Consider the following 24,367-nt stretch of genomic DNA (forward strand, 5'->3'; position numbering starts at 1 on the left):
TGAAGATGGGGGCGGACGGGGACGGGATCAACCGCCCCTGTCCATGACCTCAGTGGATGGCTTCGCCATGCTGGGTATAGTCCAGTCCCTCGACCTCTTCGTCCCTGGCGACGCGCAGGCCGGTGGTGAACTTGCAGATCATCAAGACCAGGAAGGTGCCCGCCGCGCTCCAGGCGATTGCGCCGGCCAGGCCGACGGCCTGTTTCCAGACGGTCGCCCCCTCCGCCAGGGCGTTGACGCTGGTGGTGGCGAAGACGCCGGTCAAAAGGGCGCCGACGATGCCGCCGATCCCGTGCACGCCGAAGGCGTCCAGACTGTCGTCATATTTCAGGGCGTGCTTCAGCCAGACCGCTCCGGCGTAGCAGGCCGGGCCGGCGATCAGGCCGATGAAGAAGGCGCCCTTGGGATCGACAAAGCCGGCGGCGGGCGTGATGGCGACCAGACCCCCCACGATGCCGGACAGCAGGCCCAGCAGGGTCGGGCGCTTGCGGTCAAACCATTCGATCGCCATCCAGCCCAGGGCGGCGGCGGCGGCGGCCAGGATGGTGTTGAAGGCGGCGGTGGCGGCCAGGGCGTCGGCCGCCCCGGCCGACCCGGCGTTGAAGCCGATCCAGCCGACCAGCAGCAGGCCGGTGCCGATGGCGCTATAGACCAGATTGGCCGGGGCCATGTTGTCGCGGCCGAAGCCGTGGCGCGGCCCCAGCACCAGGGCGCAGACCAGGCCGGCGACGCCCGCATTGACGTGAACCACCGCACCGCCCGCGAAATCCAGCACCCCCAGTCCGCCCAGATAGCCGCCGCCCCAGACCTGATGGCAGATCGGCGCATAGACGATCAGGTGCCACAGGGCGAAGAACAGCAGGCTGGCCGAAAACTTCATTCGTTCGGCGAAGGCGCCGGCGATCAGGGCCGGGGTTATGATGGCGAAGGTCATCTGGAAACTGACGAACAACAGTTCGGGCAGGCCCGGCAGCAGGCTGTGCGCCGTCTGCATCGTCACCCCGTTCAGGAAGGCCGCCTGGACCCCGCCGATCAGACCGTTGACCGCATCGGGCCCCTTGCCGAACGACAGGCTGTAGCCGACCAGGAACCACAGCACCGAGACGAGGGCGAAGGCCGCCGCCGACTGGGCGATGACGCTGATGATGTTCTTCTTCCTGACCATGCCGCCGTAGAACAGGGCCAGGCCCGGCAGGGTCATCAGCAGGACCAGGGCGGTGGAGGTCAGAATCCAGGCCGTCGCCGCATTGTCGATGACCAGCGGCGCCTGGTGGGCCAGCAGGGCGGGCGCCGCCAGGGCCGGTGAGGCGAGCGACGCCGCCCCGACGGCGGTGAAGGCGGAAAGGGCGGCGGTTCGGGTCATTTCAGGCGTCTCGGTGAGGAGAGGAAGGAACGGCGCAACCAGGCTTCAGGCCGAAGTCTTAAGCCGTTCCTCCGCCCTGACAATGTCCGTGAGCGGTACGATGCGAACGAAACGGTCAAGCGTGTTGTCCCAGTCGCTCAACAAGCGCCGCGCCAAGGGCGAAGCCGTCGCGGCCAGGTGCGCCTCGACCAGTTCGCGCAGTCGTTCGGCCGCGGCCGCGTCGATGTCGGTCACGCCAGCCAGATCGCCGTTCAGGGCGCGCTCGGCGTGGCCCGGCTGGTCCAGCACGAACAGCTCGCCGCCGCTCATGCCCGCCGCCAGGTTCCAGCCGACCGAGCCCAGCACGACCACCCGGCCGCCGGTCATATATTCGCAGCCGTGGGCGCCCAGGCCCTCGACCACGGCTTCGGCGCCCGAGTTGCGCACCGCGAACCGCTCGCCCGCCGCGCCGGCGACGAACAGCCGGCCCGAGGTGGCCCCGTACAGGGTCGTGTTGCCGCAGATCAGCTGATCCTCGCGCCATTCCGGCGTGCGGATCGAAATCTCGGCCCCCGACAGACCCTTGCCGACATAGTCGTTGGCTTCGCCCGTCAGATGCAGTTCCAGCCCCTTGGCCGCAAAGGCGCCGAAGCTCTGGCCGGCGATGCCTTCCAGACGCAGCTTCAGCCGTCCGGCCGGACCCTGGGAACCGAAACGCCGCACGATGGCGGACGAGACGGCGGCGCCGACCGTCCGCTGGGTGTTGTTCAGCGGATAGGACAGTTCCAGCGTCTGGCCCCGATCCAGGAAGCGGACCGCATCCTTCAGCACCCGGGCGTCCAGACTGTCGGCGATGGGCTTGCGGCCCTTGTCGGCCCACTTGCCGGCCGCGCCCTCGTCGACCTGAACCAGCAGGGGGTTCAGATCGAGGTCGTCCAGGTGCGCCCCGCCGCGCCGGACCTGACGCAACAGGTCGGTGCGGCCGATGATTTCGTCCATCGTCCGGGCGCCGATCGAGGCCAGAATCTCGCGTGTCTCCTCGGCGATGAAGGTGAACAGGTTGACCACCTTGTCCGGCGTGCCGGTGAACTTTTCGCGCAACCGCTCGTCCTGAGAGCAGACGCCGACGGGGCACGTGTTGGAATGGCACTGGCGCACCATCAGACAGCCCATGGCGATCAGGGCGGCGGTGCCGACGCCGTATTCCTCGGCGCCCAGCATGGCGGCGATGACGACGTCGCGGCCGGTGCGCACCCCGCCGTCGGTGCGCAGGGTCACCGAGCCGCGCAGATTGTTCAGCGTCAGCACCTGGTGGGCCTCGGCCAACCCGATCTCCCAGGGCAGGCCTGCGTGTTTGATCGAGGTCTGGGGCGAGGCGCCGGTGCCGCCGTTGTGGCCGGCGATCAGGATGGCGTCGGCATTGGCCTTGGCCACCCCCGAGGCGATGGCCCCGATGCCCGAGGCGGACACCAGTTTCACCGTCACCCTGGCGTCTGGGTTGATGGCCTTCAGATCATAGATGAGCTGGGCCAGATCCTCGATCGAATAGATGTCGTGGTGCGGCGGCGGGCTGATCAGGGTGGTGCCGGGCACGGCGTGGCGCATCCGGGCGATGAACTTTGTCACCTTGAAGCCGGGCAGTTGGCCGCCCTCGCCGGGCTTGGCGCCCTGGGCCACCTTGATCTCGATCTCGCGGCACTGGTTCAGATATTCGGCCGTGACGCCGAACCGGCCCGAGGCCACCTGTTTCACCGCCGAGTTGGCGTCGTCGCCGTTGGGGCGCGGGTGATAGCGTTCGGGATCCTCGCCGCCTTCGCCCGAGACCGAGCGGGCGCCGATGCGGTTCATGGCGATGTTCAGCGTCTCGTGCGCCTCAGGCCCCAGGGCGCCCAGGGACATGGCCTGGGTCAGGAAGCGGCGGCGGATGTCCGAGACGCTCTCGACCTGATCGATGGGAATCGGCGTCCCTTCGCGGAAGTCCAGCAGGTCGCGCAGCGACAGATCCGGCTGGTTTCTGACGGCTTGCGAGAACTGCTTGAACCGGCGGTAGTCGCCCCGGTTGCAGGCGTCCTGCAGCAGATGGATCGTCTTGGCCTCGTGGGCGTGGGCCTCGCCGCCCGCACGAATCTTGAAGAAGCCGCCGATGGCGGGGGAGGGCTGGGCCTCGCCCCAGGCGACCTTGTGCCGCTTCAGCGCCGCCTGCTCCAGACCCGCCAGCCCGATGCCGGAGATGCGCGACGGGGCGCCGGGGAAGAACTCGGCCGTCAGGGCCCGCGACAGGCCCAACACCTCGAACTCGCATCCGCCGCGATAGGCGGAGATGACGCTGATCCCCTTGCGCGCCAGGGTCTTCAAGAGGCCCGCCTCGATGCCCGCCTTATAGTTCAGACAGGCGTCGCGCAGGGTCAGGCCGGGGTACAGGCCGCGATCCAGCCGCTCTTGGAACAGGTCCTGAGCCAGCCAGGCGTTGACGGTGGTGGCCCCGACCCCGACCAGAACGGCGAACCCATGCGGGTCCAGGGTCTCGGCGGTGCGGACCACGATCGAGCAATAGGTCCGCAGGCCCGCCGCAGTCAGCCGCCCGTGAACCCCGGCTGTGGCCAGGATCATCGGGGCCGCCAGCCGCGTCGCCGAGCTTTGTTGGTCGGTCAGCACGATCAGGGCCGCGCCGTCGCGGGCGGCGGCCTCAGCCTCGTCCATGATCCGGTCTAATGCCGCGCGCAGGCCCGCGCCGGGCCGGGCGTCGTCGGCGGGGACGTCATAGCTGCAGTCGATAACCACGGTTGAACCCGCGCCGACAGTCGCGACCATCCGCTCATACATGCCGTTGGTCAGGACGGGGCTGTCCAGGACGAAGACGTCGGTCTGGGCCTCTTCCTGAGCGAGAATATTGCCCAGGTTCTTGAACCGGGTCTTCAGGCTCATCGCCCCCGCTTCTCGCAGGGGGTCGATGGGGGGGTTGGTGACCTGACTGAAGTTCTGCCGGAAATAGTGGCTCAGCGGGCGCGGCAGGGCCGACAGCACCGCCGGCGGAGCGTCGTCGCCCATGGAGCCGACCGCCTCCTTGCCGTCGCGGACCAGGGCGTCCAGCAGCAGGTCCAGATCCTCGCGGCTGTAGCCGGCGGCGATCTGGCGGCGGGTCAGGTCCTCGCCGGAGGCCGAACACGGTTCCGGTCCGGGGCCGATGATCGGCTCCAGATCCACCATATTGTCCAACCACTCCGTATAGGGGTGGGCGGCGGCCAGGGCGTCGATGGCCTCATGCTCGTCGTAGAGGCGGCCATGCTTCATATCGACGGCGATCAGCTTGCCGGGGCCGATGTGCAGGCGGCGCTTCACCCGGCTTTCGGGGATGGGGACCAGGCCCGCTTCGGACCCGGCCATCAAGAGGCCGTCCACGGTTTCGACCGCCCGCAGGGGGCGCAGGCCATTGCGGTCCTTGCCCGCCACCACCCAGCGGCCGTCGGCGGCGCAGATGGCGGCCGGACCGTCCCACGGCTCCATCACCGCATTGCAATAGGCGTAGAAGGCCCGGTGTTCGGGCGGCATGACGACGTCGTCCTTGGCCCAGGCCTCGGGGATCAGCAGGGCCTTGGCCATCGGCGTGGGGCGACCGGCATGGACCAGCACCTCCATGACATTGTCCAGGGCGGCCGAGTCGGACCCGCCCGGCTGAACCACCGGCTTCACCTCGCGGTCGCGATCCCCGAAGGCCTGGGCGGCCATGCGGATCTCGTGCGACTTCATCCAGTTCAGATTGCCCTTCAGCGTGTTGATCTCGCCGTTGTGAGCCAGCATGCGGAAGGGCTGGGCCAGCTTCCATTCCGGGAAGGTGTTGGTCGAATAGCGCTGGTGGAAGACGGCGTAGGCCGAGACGAAGCGCGGATCCTCCAGGTCGGGATACAGGTTCCCCAGCAGTTCGGCCCGCACCATCCCCTTGTAGGCGATGGAGCGCGCGGACAGGGTGCAGATGTAGACCCCCGCCAAGTTCTCGGTCTTGACCGTCTTTTCGATGCGGCGGCGGCACAGGTACAGTTCACGCTCCAGCGCCTCGCCGTCCAGCGGCTGGCCGGCGTCGTCCAGCGGCGGGGCCAGCATGATCTGTTCGATCTCGGGCCGGGTGGCTCCGGCCTTGGTCCCGACGACCGACAGGTCGATGGGCGTCTGACGCCAGCCGTAGATCCAGAAGCCGGCGCGCAGGGCCTCGGTCTCGACGATGGCGCGGGCGCGGTCCTGGGCCCCCAGGTCCGTGCGCGGCAGGAAGACCTGGCCCACGCAGATCGGACCGGGCCGCACGGACTGACCGATCGAGGCCACCTGGTCGGCGAAGAAGCCTTGTGGCAGTTCGCACATGACGCCGGCGCCGTCGCCAGACAGGCCGTCGGGATCGACGGCGCCGCGGTGGGCCACGGCCTTCAGGCTGCGGATCGCATATTCGACCACGTCGCGGCGCGGCGTGCCGTCGATGGAGCAGACCAGGCCCACGCCGCAGGCGTCGCGCTCGGCGCTGCGGTCATAGGCGTTTTCGGCTTCCAGCCGGTCGCGGGTCTGTTCGTACTTGTTCAGCCAATCGGTCATGCCGCGACCTCCTCGGTGCGGGTCTTCAGGTAACGATCGATCTCGGCGGCGGCGTCCTGGCCTTCCCGCACAGCCCAGACGACCAGCGAGGCCCCGCGCACCGCGTCGCCGGCGGCGAAGACGCCGGGCAGGCTGGTGGCGAAGCTGACGGCGCCGACCTTGATGGTGCCGTCGTCGCGGAGTGTCAGGTTCGGCTCATGCGCGGCGAAGGGCTCGGGCGAAAAGCCCAGGGCCTCGATGACGATGTCGGCCGGAATATCGAAGTCGGCGCCGGGCACGGGCACGATGTCGCGCCGCTCGCCGGGGGCCGCCTCGGTCAGTTGCATCCGCGCGGCGCGGACGCCCGTGACGCGATCGCCCTGGGACAGCAGGGCCTTGGGCGCGCCCAGCCATTCGAAGACGACGCCTTCCTCCTCGGCGTTGACCACCTCGCGGGCCGAGCCGGGCATGTTCTCGCGGTCTCGGCGATACAGGCAGGTCACGCTGGCCGCGCCCTGGCGGACGGCGGTGCGGACGCAGTCCATCGCCGTGTCGCCGCCGCCGATCACGACCACCCGCTTGCCGCGCGCCTCGTGCCAGCCGTCCTGTTCGGCGTCGCCCAGGTCGCGCCGGTTCTGGTGCGTCAGATAGGAGAGGGCCGCCACGGTGGAGTCCGGGCCCCGCCCCGGCGCGGACAGGACGCGGGGCTGGTAGACGCCCATGGCCAGGAGGACCACGTCATGGCGGTCGCGCAACTCGGTCAGGGTCACGTCCTTGCCGACCTCGCAGCCCAGGACGAACTGAACGCCGCCGTCGATCAGACGGTCCACGCGCCGCTGGACCACGTGTTTCTCCAGCTTGAAGCCGGGAATGCCGTAGATCAGCAGGCCGCCGGCCCGGTCATGACGGTCATAGACGGTGACCTGATAGCCTTCGCTGCGCAGCCGGTCGGCGGCGGCCAGACCGGCCGGTCCCGCCCCGACGATGCCGACGCTCTCGCCGCGCTCGGCCGCAGGCCGGATCGGTTCGACCCAGCCGTTGGCGAAGGCCTGATCCCCCAGCCAGGCCTCGATCGAGCCGATGGTCACGGCGTCCCAGCCGGACTGGTTCAGGGTGCAGCCGCCTTCGCACAACCGGTCCTGCGGGCAGATGCGGCCGCAGATTTCGGGCATGGTCGAGGTCAGAGACGCCACGCGCCAGGCTTCGCGCGGCTCGTTCTCGGCCGACAGGCGCAGCCAGTCGGGGATGTTGTTCTGAAGCGGGCAGGCGTTTTGGCAGAACGGCACGCCGCAGTCGGTGCAGCGCGACGCCTGTTTCTCCGCCGTCTCGGTCGAGGGCGGAATCGTGATCTCACCGAAACCGCGTGTGCGCAGTTCGGCGGAGGCCTTGGACAGGCGGCGGGGTTCGACCACGAAAGTCCCGCCTTGCTTCAGGGTCTTATGCATCCCTCGCATATGCAGCAAAGCGGCGGTGTGAGGCAAATATTATTGCCGCTACGGGCTATTGCTCGAGAAAATCGCAACAAATGATCAGATATGCGCGCAATGTGGCGATAAATGTGTGCGCCCGCCGCTCCACTTGGAACGGCTTTAGGGTCTGTAGGCGCCAAATTCGGAACCTGGGCGGCGTCCGTTCGTTGAGCTCGTCTCAACCGCAATCGAAAACGGGGGCTCCATGCCGAGATGGACCACGCCGACTGGGCTGGGAGGATGGCTGACGCTGCTCCTCGGCCTCCTGATCGCCCTGATCGGAGCGATCCTCGCCTTCGGCGGGGCGCAGCTCGCGGCCCTGGGCGGCTCCTGGTATTATCTGATCGTCGGCCTGCTGCTGATCGCCTCGGGCGTGCTGCTGGTCTTGCGCGACGTGCGGGGCGCCTGGATCTACGGCGGCGCCTTCCTGTTCACCCTGGTCTGGGCGCTTTGGGAAAAGGGGCTGGACGGATGGGCCCTGGTCCCGCGTCTGATCGGCCCGCTGGTTCTGATGTTCCTGGTTCTGGCTAGCCTGCCCGTGCTGATGGGGCGGGGCGGCAAACGGCTGGCGGGCGGCGGCGCCCTGGGACTGGCGGTCCTTACGGTGGTGTTCGGCTTCGCCGTGGCCCAGGCCAACCGCGCTCAGATCGCCAGCCCGGCGCCGGGCGCGCGCGGCGCCTACAACGACCCGGCCCTGCTGAAGACCGGCGCCGACTGGCCCGCCTGGGGCGGCACGGACAGCGCCCAGCGCTATTCGCCTCTGACGCAGATCAACAAGGACAATGTCGGTCGACTGGAACGGGCCTGGACCTTCCGCACCGGCGATCTGCCGGAAGAACGATGGGGCGCGGAGACCACGCCTCTGAAGATCGGCGACACCGTCTATCTCTGCTCTGCCCGCAACAAACTGTTCGCCCTGGACGCCGCCACGGGGCGACAGAAGTGGGCCTATGATCCTCAGGTCGCCGACGAGAACATCCCCTATACGGCCGCCTGCCGGGGCGTGACCTATCACGCGCGGGCCGGCGCCGACGCGGCCGAGCCGTGCGCGACCAAGATCGTCGAGGGCACTCTGGACGGCCGCATCATCGCTGTCGATGCGCGCACCGGACGCCCCTGTCCGGCCTTCGGCCAGAACGGCGCCGTCGATATCAAGCGCGGCATGGGCGAGCCCTATCCGGGCATGGTCTCGATAACTTCCGCCCCTGTGATCGTGCGCGGGGTGATCGTCACGGGGCATCAGGTGCTGGACGGCCAGAAGCGCTGGAACGCCTCGGGCGTGATCCAGGGCTTCGATGTGGAGACGGGTGAACTGCGTTTCGCCTGGGACATGATGCGCCCCGACCGCAACGGCCTGCCGCCGGAAGGAGAGACCTATACGCCGGGCACGCCCAATATGTGGACCACGGCCACGGGGGACGAGGCGCTGGGCCTAGTCTATCTGCCCATGGGTAATTCGTCCGCCGACTACTGGTCCAGCTCGCGGCGACCGGCCGAGAATGAATACTCCACCGCCCTGGTCGCGCTGGACGTGACGACCGGCAAGCCCCGCTGGCATTTCCAGACGGTGCATAAGGACGTCTGGGACTTCGACCTGGGCTCTCAGGCGACCTTAATCGACTTCCCGACGGGGAGCGGCGTGGTTCCGGCCCTGCTGCTGCCCACCAAACAGGGCGACATGTATGTGTTCAACCGCGCCACCGGCCAGTTGCTGCATGGGGTCGAGGAACGTCCGGTCCCGACCACGGGCGGAACCGAACAGGGCCAGCGGTCGCCCACCCAGCCCTTTTCGCTGTTCGCCACCCTGCGCAAGCCCAATCTGGAGGAGCGGGACATGTGGGGCATGTCGCCCATCGACCAGATGTTCTGCCGCATCAACTTCAGGAAGGCCGACTATCAGGGCTATTACACCCCGCCATCGACCAACCACTACATCAACTATCCCGGCTATAACGGCGGCTCCGACTGGGGCGGCGTGGCGGTCGATCCTGTGCGCGGCGTGATCATCGCCAACTACAACGACATGCCCAACTACAACCGGCTGGTGCCGCGCGAAGAGGCCAATGAGCGGGGCTGGTTCCCGCGTGACGACCCTCGCTACATCGCCCAGCAGCAGCAGGCGAGCGTGCGCGGCGGCAGCCTGTCCAAGGGGGAAGGCGCCGGCGATCCGCAGATCGGCGTCCCCTACGCCATCGACGTCAACGCCGGCTGGCGCGTGAAGTGGACGGGCCTGCTGTGCAAGGAGCCTCCGTACGGCGGCATCACCGCCATCGACATGCGCTCGGGCAAGACCCTGTGGGACCGGCCGTTCGGCACGGCGCGCAAGAACGGGCCGTGGGGCATCCCCTCGCACCTGCCGCTGGAGATCGGCACGCCGAACAACGGCGGTTCGGTGGTGACGGCCGGCGGCCTGATCTTCATCGCCGCGGCGACCGACGACCTGATCCGCGCCATCGACATCGAAACCGGCGAGACCGTCTGGTCCGACGTCCTGCCGGCCGGCGGCCAGGCCAATCCGATGATCTATGAGCAGAACGGCCGCCAGTATCTCGTCATCATGGCGGGCGGCCACCACTTCATGGAGACGCCGAAGGGCGACTATGTGATCGCCTATGCCCTGCCCGAGGGCATAGCATAGGGTTGCTTTTGGGCCGATCGCGCTTCGCGCTGCTTGAGGCCGTGATGAAATGATCCGAAAGGGCCGGAGGCGGAAAACGTCTCCGGCCTTTTTGCGTCACGGCCGCGTCTGGCCCTGACCCCGCACGACGTATTTGTAGGTGGTCAGCTGTTCGGCGCCGACGGGGCCGCGGGCGTGCAGGCGGGCGGTCGAAATGCCGATCTCGCCGCCGAAGCCGAACTCTCCCCCGTCGGCGAACTGGGTCGAGGCGTTGATCAGGACGATGGCGCTGTCCACCTGGGCGGCGAACCGTTCGGCGGACGTGGCGTCGGTGGTGATGATCGCCTCCGTATGGCCCGAACCGTAGCGGGCGATGTGGGCCACGGCCGCGTCCAGATCCTCCACCACCCGAACCGCCAGGACGGGCGCCAGATATTCGGTGGTCCAGTCCGCCTCCGTCGCCGGGACCATGGCGGGGACCAGGGCCCGCGCCGCATCGTCCCCACGCAGTTCGCATCCGGCGGCGATCAGGTCGGTGGCGACCGGGGGCAGCAGGCGTTCGGCAGCCGCGCGGTCCACCAGCAGGGTCTCGGTCGCGCCGCAGACCGAAACCCGTCGCATCTTGGCGTTCAGCACCACCGCGCGCGCGACCTCCAGATCGGCCGCCTCATGCAGATAGGTGTGGTTCAGCCCCTCCAGATGGCTGAGGACGGCGGTCTTGGCCTCCGCCTGGACGCGGGCGACCAGGCTCTTGCCGCCGCGCGGAATGATGACGTCGATCGCCCCGTCCAGCCCGCCCAGCATCAGGCCGACGGCTTCGCGGTCGGGCGTATCGACCAGTTGCACCGCATCCGCCGGCAGGCCGGCCTCCGCCAGGGATTCCGCGATCAGGCCGGCGATGGCGAGGGAGGACTGGAGGCAATCCGATCCACAGCGCAGGATGGCGGCGTTGCCCGAGCGGATGCACAGGGCGGCGGCGTCGGCGGTGACGTTGGGGCGGCTCTCATAGATCACGCCCAGCACGCCGATCGGGGTGCTGACCCGCGCGATGTCCAGGCCGTTGGCGGGGGTCCAGCGCTCGGTCTCGACGCCCAGGGGATCGGGCACGGCGGCGATGGTCTTGACCGCCTGGGCCATGCCGGCGACGCGGGCGGGGGTCAGCAGCAATCGGTCGATTTGGGCCTCGGCCATGCCGTTCGCACGGGCTGCGGCCACGTCTCGGGCGTTGGCGGCCAGAATGTCCGCCTCGGCGGCGGTCAATCGTCGGGCCAGGCTGTCCAGCGCGCGGGTGCGGGCGCCGGCCGGGGCGTCGCGCAGACCCGCCGCAGCGGCGCGGGCGCATCGGCCCCGCTCCAGCATCTGTTCGTTCAGCGTCAGAGTCTCGGTCATCGGTCGTCCAGCACCAGGTCGTCGCGGTGGATCAGGACCGAGGCGCCGCGATAGCCCAGAACGGACTCGATCTCATCGCTGCGGCGGCCCCGGATGCGGGCGGCCTCTTCGGCGGCGTAGGCGGCTAAGCCCACCCCGACAGGCCGGTTTTCGGCGTCGATCAGGCGCACGCAGTCGCCCTTTTCGAAGTCGCCCGAGACGACCGTGACCCCGGCGGGCAACAGGCTCTTGCCGGCCTTCAGCGCGGCGACGGCGCCGGGGTCCAGCGTCAGGGTTCCGGCGGGCGACAGGCTGCCGGCGATCCACTGCTTATAGGCGGCCATCGGGGTGTCGGGCGCCGTGATCAGGGTGGCGCGCGCCCCGGTGCGAACCGCGCTCAGAGGCGACAGGGTCTGGCCCGAGGCGATGACGGTGGCGCAGCCGGCCGAGCGGGCGATCTGCGCCGCCGCCAGCTTGGTCGCCATGCCGCCCGTGCCGACCCCGGCCTGGGCGTTGGCGCCGCCGCCCATGGCCAGGACGTCGGGGCCGAGGCTCTCGATCAGAGGCAGGTGGACGGCGTTCGGGTCTCGCCGTGGATCGGCGGTGTAGAGGCCGTCGACGTCGGACAGCAAAATCAGCAGATCAGCCCGCGCCAGCTGGGCCGTGCGCGCCGCCAGCCGATCGTTGTCGCCATAGCGGATCTCTTCGGTGGCGACGGTGTCGTTCTCATTGACGATGGGCACCACTCCGTGGGCCAGCAGGGCCTCGACCGTGGCGCGGCCGTTCAGCCAGCGCCGACGCCGTTCGGTGTCGTCTCGGGTCAAGAGGACCTGCCCGGCCACCAGGCCGTGAGGGGCCAGGGCTTCGGACCAGGCGGCCATCAGCAGGGACTGGCCCACCGAGGCCGCCGCCTGCTTGTCCTCCAGCCGCGCGCCCAGGTTCGGCAGGCGGCCGCGCCCCAGTGCGATCGAACCGGACGAGACGACGATCACCTCGCGCCCCTCGGTCCTCAGCCGCGCCAGATCCTGGGCCATGGCGGCCAGCCAGTCGCGCGTCGGCCGCCGCGTCTCGGCGTCGATCAACAGAGACGATCCGATCTTGACCACGACCCGGCGGGCGGCCCCCAGGGCGGAGGCGGCGTCCGGACGCGGCGCGGGGGAGGCGGCCTGGGACATGAAGGTTTCTCTAAACGGCCGATCGCCGCTTGTCTCTTGTCGTCTGTGCCGTCACAGCAGGGCGATGATGGAATCCCTGTCCCCTATCGCCGCAGGCGCCCTGGGCAGTCTGGCGGCCGGTCTGATGACGGCGGTCGGCGCGGCGCCGATGTTGGTGGTCAAAAGGCCCGGTCAGCAGACCCAGAGCGTGCTCCTAGGCTTCGCCGCCGGGGTGATGCTGGCGGCCTCCTTCTTCTCGCTGATCATGCCGGGGGTGGAGGTGCTGCAAACGGGCGGGGCGTCGCGCGGCTGGGCGGCGGGAACCATGGCGGCGGCGGTGCTGATCGGGGCCACGGTCATCGGCCTGATGAACCGGTTCGCGCCGGTGGACATGCTGGCGATCGGACCGGCCCAGTCGAAACATCTGGCGCGCCGCATCTGGCTGTTCATCATCGCCATCACCCTGCACAACTTCCCTGAGGGCGCGGCCGTGGGCGTCAGCTTCGGCGGCGGCGACCTGCACCAGGGGCTGGCGACGACGCTCGGTATCGGCATTCAGAACATGCCCGAAGGCCTGGCCGTGTCGGCGGCCATGGCCTCGCTGGGGTATGGCCGGATCGCCGCCTTTGCGGGCGCCCTGGCCTCGGGTCTGGTCGAGCCGGTCGGCGGGCTGATCGGCGCGAGCGTGGTCGGCGCCTTGCCCGGCGCCCTGCCCTGGGGCCTGGGTCTGGCGGCCGGAGCCATGATCTATGTCGTCACTGCAGAGATCATTCCCGAGACGCGTGAGCGATCGACCGGCGACGGCTCCATGATCGGGCTGATGGTCGGTCTGGTGGGGATGATGTTCCTGGACATCGCCCTGGGCTGAGCTTGGCCTTTAGGCTGCTCTCGAGTTGAAGGACTTCGGGCGCCTGTTACATCATTTACATGCGGCGCGGGTCTGGACGGGGGCGGTCGCCAGAGGTTAGGCCACCAGTTCGCCGATCCATCTGCCCCGAAGGAGCGCCCCATTAAGACGCGACCTGAAAAGCCTTCGGCTTCCCGTCGAAACTTCTTGTCTGGCCTCGGGCTTCTCGCCCTGTTGGGCGCCGGAGTGTATTCCATGCCTGCTTCCGCCGAAACCGCCCGCGCCGTTCAGCGTCACCGCCAGCGGATCGAGGATCTGATTTCGGCCATGACGGTCGAGGAGAAGGCGGGCCAGCTCAATCTGCTCGCCGATCCGTTCCGCTGGATGCCGACGGCGGTGAACCCGCTGGACGGCACGGGCGATCCCGCCCGCGTCACCGCCATGATCCGCGAGGGCAAGGTCGGCAGCCTGTTCAACGGCATCGGCGCCGAGGCCGGCCGCCGCATCCAGCAGGTCGCGATGGAAGAGAGCCGGCTGAAGATCCCGCTGCTGTTCGCGGCGGACGTGATCCACGGCCTGTCCACCATCTTCCCCGTACCCCTGGCCGAGGCGGCGGCTTTCGACACTCAACTGGCCTATCGCACCGCCCGCGCCGCCGCGGTCGAGACGGCCGCCTCGGCCGTGCACCAGACCTACGCCCCCATGGTGGACGTGGCCCGCGACCAGCGCTGGGGCCGCAACGTCGAGGGCGCGGGCGAGGACGTGCTGCTGAACAATCTGCTGGCCGCCGCCCGGGTGCGCGGCTTCCAGGGCGAAAAGGGGCTGGACGACCGCGACGCCGTCCTGGCCACCGCCAAACACATGGCCGCCTATTCGGCCGCTGTCGGCGGGGTCGAGTACAACACCACCGACATGAGCGAACAGACCCTGCGCGGGGTCTTCCTGCCGCCGTTCAAGGCGGCGGTGGACGCGGGTTGCCTGTCGATCATGAGCGCCTTCAACGACCTGAACGGGGTGCCGGCCTCGGGCAGCCGCAAACTGCTGACCGACATTCTGCGCGGCGAATGGGGCTTTGAGGGCTTCGTCGTCTCGGATTACACCTCCGAACAGGAGCTGATCGCCCACGGCTTCGCCGAGGACGGCCGCGACGCCGCCCGCCTGGCCTTCAACGCCGGGGTCGACGTGTCGATGGTCTCGGGCCTCTATCTGGAGCATCTGCCCAGCCTGGTCGCCTCGGGCGAAGTGTCAATGGGACGTCTGGACGAAGCGGTGCGCCGCGTTCTGACCACCAAGGCGGCTCTGGGCCTGTTCGACGATCCCTATCGCGGCACGGACGTGGCGCGCGAAAAGGCCGTCGTCGGCTCGCGCGACCATATCGAGCTGTCGCGCGAGGCGGGCCGGAAGTCGGTGGTCCTGCTGAAGAACGACAACAACCTGCTGCCGCTGAACAAGAGCCAGAAGATCGCCCTGGTCGGGCCGTTCGCGGACGACGTCGACAATGTCTGGGGACCGTGGACCATCTGGGGCGCGCCTGAGCGCCGCGTCTCGCTGGAGGCCGGCTTCCGCGCCGCCATGACCGATCCGCAAGCCCTCACCGTGGCGCGTGGCTCGGGCGTCGAGACCCCGCTGGACGGCGGCATTGAAGAGGCTGTCCGTGCGGCCGAAGGCGCCGACGTCATCGTCCTGGCCATCGGCGAAAGCCAGAAGATGTCGGGCGAGGCCCAGTCCCGCACCGAGATCGTCGTGCCGGCCCCGCAGATGGCCCTGGTCGACGCCATGGCGGCGCTGAACAAGCCCATGGTCGTCCTGCTGCGCAACGGCCGGGCCCTGGCGCTGGAAGGCAATGTCAAGAACGCCCAGGCGGTGGTCGTGACCTGGTTCCTGGGCGAGCAGATGGGCCACGCCGTGGCGGACGTGATCTTCGGGGCCCATGGGCCTTCGGCCCGCCTGCCGATCAGCTTCCCGCACAAGTCGGGCCAGCAGCCCTATTCCTACGACCACAAGAACACGGGACGTCCGGCCAACCCGGACCTGCCGGTCGAGGAATACAAGGCCCGCTATCGCGAGACGACCAACACGGCCCTCTATCCGTTCGGTTTCGGCCTGACCTATGGCGAGGTGGTCTATGGGCCGGTTGAGATGGCGAGCGATCAACTGCCGTGGAACGGGACGCTGGACGTCGCCGTCACCGTGACCAACCGGGGCGCCCACGCGGCCGAGGAACTGGTGCAGCTCTATATCCACGACCGGGTCGCCAGCCTGACCCAGCCGGGCCGTCTGCTGAAGGATTTCAAACGGGTCAGCCTGCGTCCCGGTCAGAGCCAGACGGTGCGTTTCACCCTGAACCCGCGTCAGCTGGGCTTCATCGGCGAGGACGGCGCCTACCGGATCGAACCCGGCCTGTTCGACCTGTGGCTGGCCCCGCACGCCCAGGGCGGTTCGGCGGCTCAGTTCCGTCTGATCGGCCCGGCCTGATCCTGCGGACGTTGACGGAGCGGACGGCAGGGCTTAACGAGCCCGCCGTTTGTCTTCGGCCTCCTTTCGGGCTGGATTCGTGTTTAGGAGCGCGCCCATGACGACCAAGATTCTTCCGGGCGCCACAGGCGTTCTCGCGCTTGCAGACGGCACGATCCTTCAGGGCGTCGGCGTCGGCGCGGTCGGATCGGCTCTGGGCGAGGTGGTCTTCAACACCGCCATGACCGGTTATCAGGAGATCCTGACCGACCCGTCCTACATGAGCCAGATCCTGGCCTTCACCTTCCCGCATGTCGGCAATGTCGGCACGAACGTCGAAGACATCGAACAGATGGGCGGCGGCTCGGACACCTCGGCGCGGGGCGCCATCTTCCGCGACATTCCGACCGATCCGGCCAACTATCGCTCGGACGCCAGTTTCGACGACTGGATGAAGCGGCGCGGCGTCGTGGGTCTGGCCGGGGTGGACACCCGCGCCCTGACCAAGATCATCCGAGACAAGGGCGCGCCCCACGCCGTGATCGCCCATGATCCGGACGGAAACTTCGACCTGGAAGCCTTGGTCGACCAGGCCAAGGCCTGGACCGGGCTGGTGGGTCTGGACCTGGCCAAGCCCGCCTCGACGCTGCAGGCCTTCGAATGGAACGAGGGTCTGTGGCAATGGCCTGAGGGTCATCCCAAGACCGAAGGCCGCAAGGAGGTGGTGGTCATCGACTATGGGGTGAAGCGCAACATCCTGCGCGCCCTGGCCTCGACCGGCGCCAAGATCACCGTGGTCCCGGCCACGACCACGGCGGAAGAGGTTCTGGCGCGCAATCCCGACGGCGTGGTCCTGTCGAACGGCCCGGGCGATCCGGCCGCGACCGGTGAATACGCCGTGCCGGAGATCCAGAAGCTGGTCGCCAGCGGCAAGCCCCTGATGGGCATCTGCCTGGGCCACCAGATGCTGGCCCTGGCCCTGGGCGCCAAGACGGTGAAGATGGATCAGGGCCACCACGGCGCCAACCATCCGGTCAAGGATCTGACCACCGGCAAGGTCGAGATCGTCTCGATGAACCACGGCTTCACGGTCGATCGCGACAGCCTGCCCGACGCCGTGACCGAAACCCACGTCAGCCTGTTCGACGGCACCAACTGCGGCATCGCCGTCAAGGACAAGCCGATCTTCAGCGTCCAGCACCACCCCGAGGCCTCGCCCGGACCCACGGACAGCCTGTATCTGTTCGACCGGTTCGCCGATCTGATGGCCGCGCGCTGAGCCGATGAAACAGGGAGCGGCCCGGTCGGACTATCTGGACTGGCTGGCCCAGGCGCTGGAGGCGGAGCGCGGGATGACCCCCTTGCCTGACGGCGATGTGGTGGTCGGCTACGCCACCGGCTATGATGCGGCCGATGTCGCGCCCTTCGTGCGGTCCTTGCGGGCGGTGTTCGACGGTTCTGTCGCCCTGGTGGTGGATACGGACGCCGAGTTGCGCGAGTTCCTGGCCCAGAATGACGTGACCGCCGTGGACGCGCCGACCTGGCGCGGCTGGGCGCCCCATCCGGTGATGCAGAGGTTCGTCGCCTTCGCCGGCCTGCTGGGCGATCGGTCGGGCGCGGCCCTGGCCTGCGACGTGCGTGACGTCGTCTTCCAGGCCCCGCCGTTCGCGCCCCATCCGCACGGGCTGGAAGTCTTCGTCGAGGCTGACGCCCCCCTGGGCGCTCATGCCTTCAACATGAAATATCTGCGCGCCCTGTTCGGCGAGGCGACCGCGACGGCCCTGGCGGATCGTTCCTGCCTGTGCGTGGGCACCCTCTTGGGGCCGCGGGTCGAGGTGTCGCGCCTGTCGCGGCTGATCCTGGCGCTGGCCGCCATTCCGCGTTCCGAGATCGGCGGGGCCTTCGGCGCGGATCAGGCGGCCTTCAACATGGCGATCCATCAGGGTCTGGCGGCGGCGACGGTCCAGCCCAACTATGGCCGTGTGGCGACCCTGGGCCTGACGCCGGGCGACCTTCTGTCGGTGCAAGGCGGCCGGGTCGTCAACCCGGACGGCACGGCCAGCGCCGTCGTGCACCAGCATGACCGCCATCCCCATTTGGACGCGGCGATGCATCAGCGGTGGGGTGGCGGTTTCGAGCACCGCAAACGCGTCCGCCCCAAGTCCGCCCGTCAAAAGCTGGACAAGCTGGCGGCCTCGCTGAGACGTCGGACGCCGGAGCTCCGCTGATCAGGCCAGGCGACCCGCCAACGGATCAGGGCAGGGGGGCGAAACTCTTGTCCTCGCGAAGGGCGCTGGCCTTTCGCACGGCCATCGGCGCAGCGTGCAGCCAGTAGTCGGCGTCTTCCAGCCGATGCTCGCGGCGGCGCTCCAGGCCGCGCATCCGCCTGAGGGCGGCGTTTTCAAGAAGGCGCGCATGCAGGGCGCGGGGCGACAGTTCGACGATGGCGGGAGAGCCGGGGACGGCGACGGCGTCGGGGCCTTGGGGCTCCACCGCCGGACGGGCGATGGCGATATACATCAGAATCTCGGTTCAGAAGGACAGGCGCTTCTGCGCCGCGCTAACGGGGAATTAACCACAACGCCTGTGGATAGTTCCTGAGTGCGTCCGAAAAAAGTCCGTGATTCGAATGACTTGGTGTCTCGATCCGAACAAAATACTTACTGCAATCTTAATCTGGAGGCGGAGCGCTTTCTCAATACGCCTCGTCATGCCGCCGATGAACGGCGCCGGTGGCAGTCCCTAGGGGAGTCGAACCCCTCTTTTCAGGTTGAAAACCTGACGTCCTAACCGATAGACGAAGGGACCGCGGCCGGGGCGGCGCATTTGCCCCGGATTGGTCCCTTCTGCAAGCGAAAAATCACGCCGCCTCGGCCGCTTCGGCCGGCGAGAGGGCGTCCAGCGCCGGGAACAGGTCGGCGATCAGATCCTCGACATGTTCCAGCCCGACCGACAGCCGCACCAAGCCGTCGCCGATGCCGGCGGTGGCGCGCTGTTCCGGCGTCATGGCGGCGTGGGTCATGGTGGCGGGATGGGCGATCAGGCTTTCAACCCCGCCCAGGGATTCGGCCAGGGTGAAGACGTCCAGGCTTTCGACCAGGGTCCGCACCGCCTCGGCCCCGCCCGCCAGTTCGAAGCTGAGCATGGCGCCCGGCCCCGCTTGCTGGGCCGTGACCAGGGCGTGGTTCGGGTGGGACTTCAGGCCCGGATAGTGGACGGCCTTGACCGCCGGGTGGCCGGCCAGCCTTTGGGCGATCGCGCCGGCCGTGGCCTGCTGCCGCTCGATCCGGGCGAACAGGGTGCGCACGCCGCGCAGGGTCAGATAGGCGTCGAAGGGCGAGCCGGTCACGCCGGTGCAGTTGGCCCACCAGGCCAGGGTCTGGTGATCCTCGGCGTCGGCCGACACGACCGCGCCGCCGACCACGTCGGAATGGCCGTTGATGAACTTGGTCGTGGAATGGACCACGAAGTCGGCGCCCAGCTTGATCGGGTTTTGAAGGGCCGGCGACAGGAAGGTGTTGTCGCAGACGACCTTGGCGCCCGCCGCATGGGCGCGGGTGCAGATGTCGGCGACGTCGACCAGGCGCAGCAGCGGGTTGGACGGGGTCTCGACCAAGACCAGCTTGGGCTTCAGCGCAAGGGCGGCCTCCAGGGCTTCCGGATCGCCCTGATCGACCAGCAGCAGCTCGAAATGGCCTTTGCGGGCGCGGGCGTTCAGCAGGCGGCAGGTGCCGCCGTAACAGTCGTGCGGGGCGATCAGCAGGTCGCCGGGCTCCAGCAGGGCCAGGGGCAGATCGACGGCCGCCATGCCGGTGGCGGTGATGACGCAGCCGGCGCCGCCCTCCAGCTCGGCCAGGGTCTCCGCCAGGACGTCGCGGGTCGGATTGCCCGATCGGCTGTAGTCGTACTTCCGCTTCTGGTCGAAACCGGCGAAGGAATAGTTGGACGACAGATAGAGCGGCGGCATGACCGCGCCGTGGGCCGTGTCCGTATCCACGCCCGTGCGGGCGGCGATGGTGTGCGGGCTGGCGGGGCGGGTCGTCATGCTTGGATATCCTTGAAGGCGGCGCGGAGGACTTCGCCGACGAAGGCGTCCTCCTTCAAAAAGGCGTCGTGGCCGTAGAGGGAGGGCGCCTCGACGAAGCGCCACAGGGTCGGCAGGCGCGCGGCCAGTTCGCGCATGTCGTCGATCGGCACCAGCCGGTCGGAGGTGAAGCCGATCAGGGTGACGGGGGTGGTTATGGCCTCGGGCGTCACACTGTGGCGATCCAGCGAATCCGACATCGACAGCCAGCGGGCCGGGGTGGTGTGGGTGCGATAGGCCTGGCCCCGCGCCGTCAGATAGTCGCAGACGGGATAGGCGCCGCCGACGGCGGCCGGGGCGGTGGTGTCGAACCGGTCGTTGAACTCTTCCGCCGTGCGATAGGTGGTCATGGCCAGTTCGCGGGCCAGGGCGACGCCTTCTTCCGGGCGGCCGGCGTCGACGGCGAACTGGAGGATGCGGCGCTGGATGCCGCGCCAGGCCGTGGCCTGGGGATGGGCGCGGTGGGCGGCCGAGACGACGATCAACTGTTCGGCCCAGTCGGGATAGAGTTCAGCGAAGGCCAGGGCGACCATGCCCCCGTAGGAACAGCCGACGAAGGCGGCGACCCGTTCGATCCGCAGATGGTTCAGAACCAGGGCCAGCAGGCGGGCCTGATCGTGGGTGGTGATGGTGACGGGCGCATCCTGGAACTCCTGGCCGGGCGCGAAGTCGACGGCCAGGACCTGAAGCCGCGACAGGTCGATGGGGCCGCGCACGGAGACGGCGCCGGACCACCAGCCCAGGCCGTTGGTTTCGGTGCGGTGGACGAACCGGCCGGCCGAGATGCCGCCGGCCACCACGACGACGGGCGCCCCGGCGCGGCCGTGCAGTCGGCCGATGACGTTGGGCTGTTTCAGTTTTTCGCCGGAGGCGAGGCGGAAGTCGGCGGGAAGGGGAACGATCACGTCGCGGGCGCCGCCGCGTTCGCGCACAGGCTTGGCCGTCGGCTGGGGCCGACAGTCGGGTTCTTCGAGCAGGGATGTTTCAGCCAGGGTCATCTATCGTCGTCCGCATCGTTCTCGCTCAGCAAGGCTCGATGCGGTGACAGATCGTGGAGCGTCGCCTAGTCGATGCTCCACTCATCTCTCGCGACCCCGAAGGACCCCGCAGGAGTTGGCACCGTTTCGGGCGGAACCCGATGGTTGCCCCGGCGTCAAAGGGCCTAATCCCTCAGCCGGTCTTGATGAGTGATCTTACGTTGATCAAACAAGCGGAGCCGGTCAAGCGAAAAATTCAACCCAAGTTTATAGTTGGCGCGGCCTCAGCCGGTCTGAAACGGCCCTAAAAATCGTCGTCGCGAAAAAATCATCCAATGCGGCTTGACAGCGAGGGTGTGGTCCGATCACCCTAGGCTCAGATTTCAACCGGATCAGATCTGTGCGCCAGCACCTGCTCATCGCCGAAGTTTCGACCGTCGCCGGCCTCGCCGCGACGGCCTTCGGCATGGCCATTGGCGGCTCGATTATTGGCGGCACCACCGGCGCCACCACCACCATGCCCTCACGGGCGGGACGAGTTTAGCGCGCCGAACACCGGCAACCGCAGAACCCGAACCCCGCCCGGTCCGCCAGGCGGGGTTTTTCATTTCACCCCACCCCTTCCGAACATCGCCCGAGAAACCCAATGTCAGCCTCCCTCGCCGTCGTAGAGAAATCCGAGACCCTCGAACCGAGTAAACAGCCCGCCGCCGAGGTGGTGGTGCTGAAGTTCGGGTCGTCAATCCTGCGCAGCCCGGCGGAGGCGCCGCTGGTGGCCTCGGCCGTCTACGGCCATGTGCGGGCGGGACGGAAGGTGGTGGCGGTGGTCTCGGCCTTCGGCGGGGCGACCGACCAGATGCTGGGCGAGGCGCGGGCCCTGGGCCTCGCCCATTCCAACGAACTGCTGCCCGGCTATGTGGCCCTGGGCGAGGAGAAGTCGGCGGCCCTGGTCGCCATCGCCTGCGACCGGATCGGCCTGGACGCCTGCGCCCTGTCGGTGCGGGAACTGGGCATCGTCGCCGAGGGGGAGCCGGAGCATTCGCGCCCCTGCGGCCTGAGGCCCGACCATCTGAAACAGGCGCTGGACCGGCACGAGGTGGTGGTGGTGCCCGGCTTCGGCGCGGTGCGGCCGGACGGGCGGATCGCCCTGTTGGGCCGGGGCGGATCGGACCTGACGGCGGTCTTCCTGGCCGCGGAACTGGGGCTGAAGAGGGTGCGGCTGGTGAAGGACGTCGACGGCCTTTACGACCATGATCCGAACGACCGGACGGCCCCGGCCCTGCGCTATCGCCGAGCCTCCTGGGACGTGGCGCGCAAGCTGGGCGGCGCCCTGGTTCAGCACGACGCCATCGACCTGGGCGAAAGCCGGGGCGTGGAGATCGAGGTCGCGGCCCTGGACCGGGCCGACGGCACGGTGATCGGCGACAAGTCGGCGCCTCCCGGCCCGGCGCCCGCCCTGCCGCCGCTGAAGGTGGCGGTCGCCGGCTGCGGCGTGGTGGGCGGCGGGGTCCTGGCGCGGTTGCTGAACGATCCGCGCTATGACGTGGTGGGGGTGCTGGTGCGCAACCCGAAGAAGGTCCGCGACGTGGCCTGCCCGCAGTCCCTGTTCACCGCCGACCCGGCGGTCCTCTGGGCCAAGAAGCCGGACATCGTGCTGGAGGCCCTGTCGGAAGGCGAGGCGGGCCATGCGGTGATCCGCGCCGCCCTGGAGGCCGGCTGCGACGTGGCCAGCGCCAACAAACAGGCGGTCAGCCGCGATCCCGGCGGGCTTCAGGATCTGGCCAAGGCCAAGGGGCGACGGATCTTCTGGTCGGCCTCGGTCGGCGGGGGCTCGCCGATGATCGAGACGGTGCGGGCGGCCCGCGCCGCCGGCGAGGTGGTCGGGTTCGAGGCGGTGCTGAACGGCACGGTCAACTTCATGCTGGAGCGGCTGGGCGACGGGGCGGCCTTCGCCGAGGCCCTGGCCGACGCCCGAGCGGCGGGCTTTGCCGAGGAGGATCCGTCGGCGGACCTGGAGGGGCTGGACGCCGCCGCCAAGGTGCGGCTGCTGTGCCACGAGGCCTTCGGCCGCTCGCCCGATGGCGAGGTGCCGCGCGACTGCCTGACGGAGGCGACGTCCGCCGAGGGCGGGGTGCGCCAGATCGGCGCCGCCCATCTGAAGGACGGGGTCATCACGCCGTCGGTCAAGCTGACGGCCGAGCACGGCGACCCCTTGTTCTCCAGCCTGCGCGGGGAGGGCAATGCGCTGAAGGTTTACGGCGCCGACGGGCGGGTGTGGCGCTGCCGGGGCCGGGGCGCCGGCCGCTGGGCCACGACCGAGAGCATCATGGCCGACCTGGCCGAGATCGTGCGCGCCCGCCGCGCCGACGCGGGCCTGAACTAGGCCATGGCCGTCTTCACCCCCGTTTCGCTGGACGAGGCCAGGCGGTTCCTGGCCGGCTACGACCTGGGCGAGGTGGTCGAGCTGACCGCCATCGCCGAGGGGGTGGAGAACACCAACTACCGGCTGGAGACCCAGGACGGCGCGAGCCGCATGCGGTTCGTCCTGACCCTGTTCGAGGCGCGGACGGACGAGGCGTCTCTGCCCTTCTGCCTGGGGCTGACGGCCCATCTGGCGGGGCGGGGCTTTCCCTGCCCGACCCCGATCGAGGACCGTTCGGGCGGATGGCTGGGGCGGCTGAACGGCCGGGCGGCGGCGGTGATCGAATGGAAGACCGGCGCCTGGCTGCGGCGCCCGTCGGAAGCCGATCAGGCCGCGGCGGGGGCGGTGCTGGCGCGGCTGCACCAGACGGCGTCCGGCTTCGCCGGGCGGCGCGAGAATCCGGTCGGGCCGGCCATGTGGCGGCGGCTGGCGGACCGGTGCGCGGCGGGCGCCTCGGGCGAGGACCGGGTGCTGCTGGATCAGGTCGAGGCGGCGCTGGCGCGGCTGGATAATCCGTTCGCGGACGATCTGCCGACCGGGGCGATCCATGCCGACTATTTCCCCGACAACATCCTGTTCGAGAACGGGACCGTTTCGGCCGTGATCGACTTCTATTTCGGCTGCACCGGGCCGCTGGTCTATGACCTGGCCATCGCCCTGTCGGCCTGGGGCTTCGACGCCGAGGGGCGGCCCATGCCCGACGCCCTGGCGGCCTTCCAGCGCGGCTATGAGGCGGTGCGGCCGCTGAGCGAGGCCGAACGCGCGGCCCTGCCCCGACTGGGCGAGGCGGCGGCCCTGAGGTTCACCGTCACCCGCCTGCACGACCGCATCTTCCACGACCCGTCTAAACTGGTCACGCCCAAGGACCCGGCGGTCTTCCTGCGGCGGATGGATCACTGGCGGGCGGTGGAGACCGTCTGAGGGGACGATACGTCGGACAGGGAAAAACAGTGTCCGATGTGTCCGATCTGTCCGATCTGTCCGAAATCGACGGGAGCGACTTTGGCGGTTGGAGGCGTGGCGTCAGTTTTCAAAGACCGGGCAGGGAGTATGGCACGGTTTGAGGAGTGTTAGGT

Annotated in this window: 16 protein-coding genes, 1 tRNA gene and 1 riboswitch; of the genes, 8 read left to right on the forward strand and 9 right to left on the reverse strand. The window is 69.0% G+C overall.

All coding sequences use genetic code 11. The features are described from left to right. Positions 1 to 49: 49 nt before the first annotated feature. The 3 genes from AC1RKE_RS06090 to AC1RKE_RS06100 are packed head-to-tail and all read right to left on the reverse strand — an operon-like array spanning position 50 to position 7,344. Entirely contained in the window at positions 50 to 1,363 is a 1,314-nt protein-coding gene (locus tag AC1RKE_RS06090) for an ammonium transporter (protein ID WP_348683955.1), read from the reverse strand. Positions 1,364 to 1,408: 45 nt separating this feature from the next. Beyond that, positions 1,409 to 5,920, reverse strand: a complete 4,512-nt coding sequence (gene gltB / locus AC1RKE_RS06095; RefSeq protein ID WP_348683953.1) for a glutamate synthase large subunit — start codon at positions 5,918 to 5,920, stop codon at positions 1,409 to 1,411. Then, positions 5,917 to 7,344, reverse strand: a complete 1,428-nt coding sequence (locus AC1RKE_RS06100) for an NAD(P)-dependent oxidoreductase (protein ID WP_348683951.1) — start codon at positions 7,342 to 7,344, stop codon at positions 5,917 to 5,919. Before AC1RKE_RS06100 ends, gltB begins: the two co-directional genes overlap by 4 nt. Before the next feature lie 229 nt (positions 7,345 to 7,573). Here AC1RKE_RS06100 and AC1RKE_RS06105 point away from each other — a divergent pair, with 229 nt between their 5' ends. Then, positions 7,574 to 10,006, forward strand: coding sequence for a membrane-bound PQQ-dependent dehydrogenase, glucose/quinate/shikimate family (locus tag AC1RKE_RS06105; protein WP_395942145.1), 2,433 nt, complete (start codon positions 7,574 to 7,576; stop codon positions 10,004 to 10,006). Positions 10,007 to 10,102: 96 nt separating this feature from the next. Here the strand turns inward: AC1RKE_RS06105 and AC1RKE_RS06110 are convergent, their stop codons facing one another. Together AC1RKE_RS06110 and proB are read right to left on the reverse strand one after the other, a co-directional pair. Continuing rightward, a complete protein-coding gene (locus AC1RKE_RS06110) occupies positions 10,103 to 11,374 on the reverse strand; it encodes a glutamate-5-semialdehyde dehydrogenase (protein WP_348684681.1) in 1,272 nt (423 codons plus the stop codon). Then, a complete protein-coding gene (gene proB / locus AC1RKE_RS06115; protein ID WP_348684682.1) occupies positions 11,371 to 12,528 on the reverse strand; it encodes a glutamate 5-kinase in 1,158 nt (385 codons plus the stop codon). Before proB ends, AC1RKE_RS06110 begins: the two co-directional genes overlap by 4 nt. Positions 12,529 to 12,595: 67 nt before the next feature. On the opposite strand from proB, the gene AC1RKE_RS06120 reads away from it, so the two are divergent. The 4 genes from AC1RKE_RS06120 (at position 12,596) to AC1RKE_RS06135 (ending at position 18,036) form a co-directional block, all read left to right on the forward strand. Further along, complete coding sequence (locus tag AC1RKE_RS06120) at positions 12,596 to 13,375, forward strand: ZIP family metal transporter (protein WP_054767046.1); 780 nt, start codon at positions 12,596 to 12,598, stop codon at positions 13,373 to 13,375. Between the two features lie 234 nt (positions 13,376 to 13,609). Continuing rightward, positions 13,610 to 15,829 carry a glycoside hydrolase family 3 N-terminal domain-containing protein gene (locus tag AC1RKE_RS06125; RefSeq protein WP_395942146.1) on the forward strand — a complete coding sequence of 740 codons (2,220 nt, stop codon included), beginning with the start codon at positions 13,610 to 13,612 and terminating at the stop codon, positions 15,827 to 15,829. Positions 15,830 to 15,926: 97 nt separating this feature from the next. Further along, the gene (carA, locus tag AC1RKE_RS06130) at positions 15,927 to 17,087 is read left to right on the forward strand and encodes a glutamine-hydrolyzing carbamoyl-phosphate synthase small subunit (RefSeq protein ID WP_395942147.1); all 1,161 of its coding nucleotides are present in this window, start codon (positions 15,927 to 15,929) and stop codon (positions 17,085 to 17,087) included. A 4-nt stretch (positions 17,088 to 17,091) separates the two neighbouring features. Further along, entirely contained in the window at positions 17,092 to 18,036 is a 945-nt protein-coding gene (locus AC1RKE_RS06135; protein ID WP_348684556.1) for a hypothetical protein, read from the forward strand. A 25-nt stretch (positions 18,037 to 18,061) separates the two neighbouring features. Here AC1RKE_RS06135 and AC1RKE_RS06140 read toward each other — a convergent pair whose 3' ends face one another. The 4 genes from AC1RKE_RS06140 to metX form a co-directional block, all read right to left on the reverse strand. Further along, positions 18,062 to 18,328, reverse strand: a complete 267-nt coding sequence (locus tag AC1RKE_RS06140) for a hypothetical protein (RefSeq protein WP_152950948.1) — start codon at positions 18,326 to 18,328, stop codon at positions 18,062 to 18,064. A gap of 213 nt (positions 18,329 to 18,541) precedes the next feature. After that, positions 18,542 to 18,616, reverse strand: a tRNA-Glu gene (locus tag AC1RKE_RS06145). A gap of 52 nt (positions 18,617 to 18,668) precedes the next feature. After that, positions 18,669 to 19,853: a cystathionine gamma-synthase gene (metB, locus tag AC1RKE_RS06150; RefSeq protein WP_152950947.1), complete on the reverse strand. Its 1,185-nt coding sequence runs from the start codon at positions 19,851 to 19,853 to the stop codon at positions 18,669 to 18,671. Continuing rightward, positions 19,850 to 20,890 carry a homoserine O-succinyltransferase MetX gene (metX, locus tag AC1RKE_RS06155; RefSeq protein WP_348684555.1) on the reverse strand — a complete coding sequence of 347 codons (1,041 nt, stop codon included), beginning with the start codon at positions 20,888 to 20,890 and terminating at the stop codon, positions 19,850 to 19,852. Before metX ends, metB begins: the two co-directional genes overlap by 4 nt. A gap of 78 nt (positions 20,891 to 20,968) precedes the next feature. Further along, positions 20,969 to 21,082, reverse strand: a riboswitch (SAM riboswitch). A 187-nt stretch (positions 21,083 to 21,269) separates the two neighbouring features. Between metX and AC1RKE_RS06160 the strand changes: the two genes are divergently transcribed. From AC1RKE_RS06160 to thrB, 3 genes are all read left to right on the forward strand, one after another. Continuing rightward, complete coding sequence (locus AC1RKE_RS06160) at positions 21,270 to 21,413, forward strand: hypothetical protein (RefSeq protein ID WP_348684554.1); 144 nt, start codon at positions 21,270 to 21,272, stop codon at positions 21,411 to 21,413. A gap of 102 nt (positions 21,414 to 21,515) precedes the next feature. Then, a complete protein-coding gene (locus AC1RKE_RS06165; protein ID WP_395942148.1) occupies positions 21,516 to 23,252 on the forward strand; it encodes an amino acid kinase family protein in 1,737 nt (578 codons plus the stop codon). Positions 23,253 to 23,255: 3 nt separating this feature from the next. Beyond that, entirely contained in the window at positions 23,256 to 24,212 is a 957-nt protein-coding gene (gene thrB, locus AC1RKE_RS06170) for a homoserine kinase (protein WP_395942149.1), read from the forward strand. The last annotated feature ends 155 nt before the right edge of the window (positions 24,213 to 24,367 follow it).

Source organism: Brevundimonas sp. GW822-FHT03E11, assembly GCF_058801445.1.

Excerpts from the sequence above, each read along its gene's own strand:
- thrB (WP_395942149.1), top strand. The coding sequence starts at position 23,256 with ATGGCCGTCTTCACCCCCGTTTCGCTGGACGAGGCCAGGCGGTTCCTG.
- metB (WP_152950947.1), bottom strand. The coding sequence starts at position 19,853 with ATGACGACCCGCCCCGCCAGCCCGCACACCATCGCCGCCCGCACGGGC.
- AC1RKE_RS06165 (WP_395942148.1), top strand. The coding sequence starts at position 21,516 with ATGTCAGCCTCCCTCGCCGTCGTAGAGAAATCCGAGACCCTCGAACCG.
- gltB (WP_348683953.1), bottom strand. The coding sequence starts at position 5,920 with ATGACCGATTGGCTGAACAAGTACGAACAGACCCGCGACCGGCTGGAA.
- AC1RKE_RS06110 (WP_348684681.1), bottom strand. The coding sequence starts at position 11,374 with ATGACCGAGACTCTGACGCTGAACGAACAGATGCTGGAGCGGGGCCGA.
- proB (WP_348684682.1), bottom strand. The coding sequence starts at position 12,528 with ATGTCCCAGGCCGCCTCCCCCGCGCCGCGTCCGGACGCCGCCTCCGCC.
- carA (WP_395942147.1), top strand. The coding sequence starts at position 15,927 with ATGACGACCAAGATTCTTCCGGGCGCCACAGGCGTTCTCGCGCTTGCA.
- AC1RKE_RS06140 (WP_152950948.1), bottom strand. The coding sequence starts at position 18,328 with ATGTATATCGCCATCGCCCGTCCGGCGGTGGAGCCCCAAGGCCCCGAC.
- metX (WP_348684555.1), bottom strand. The coding sequence starts at position 20,890 with ATGACCCTGGCTGAAACATCCCTGCTCGAAGAACCCGACTGTCGGCCC.
- AC1RKE_RS06090 (WP_348683955.1), bottom strand. The coding sequence starts at position 1,363 with ATGACCCGAACCGCCGCCCTTTCCGCCTTCACCGCCGTCGGGGCGGCG.
- AC1RKE_RS06100 (WP_348683951.1), bottom strand. The coding sequence starts at position 7,344 with ATGCATAAGACCCTGAAGCAAGGCGGGACTTTCGTGGTCGAACCCCGC.
- AC1RKE_RS06125 (WP_395942146.1), top strand. The coding sequence starts at position 13,610 with ATGCCTGCTTCCGCCGAAACCGCCCGCGCCGTTCAGCGTCACCGCCAG.
- AC1RKE_RS06105 (WP_395942145.1), top strand. The coding sequence starts at position 7,574 with ATGCCGAGATGGACCACGCCGACTGGGCTGGGAGGATGGCTGACGCTG.
- AC1RKE_RS06135 (WP_348684556.1), top strand. The coding sequence starts at position 17,092 with ATGAAACAGGGAGCGGCCCGGTCGGACTATCTGGACTGGCTGGCCCAG.
- AC1RKE_RS06120 (WP_054767046.1), top strand. The coding sequence starts at position 12,596 with ATGGAATCCCTGTCCCCTATCGCCGCAGGCGCCCTGGGCAGTCTGGCG.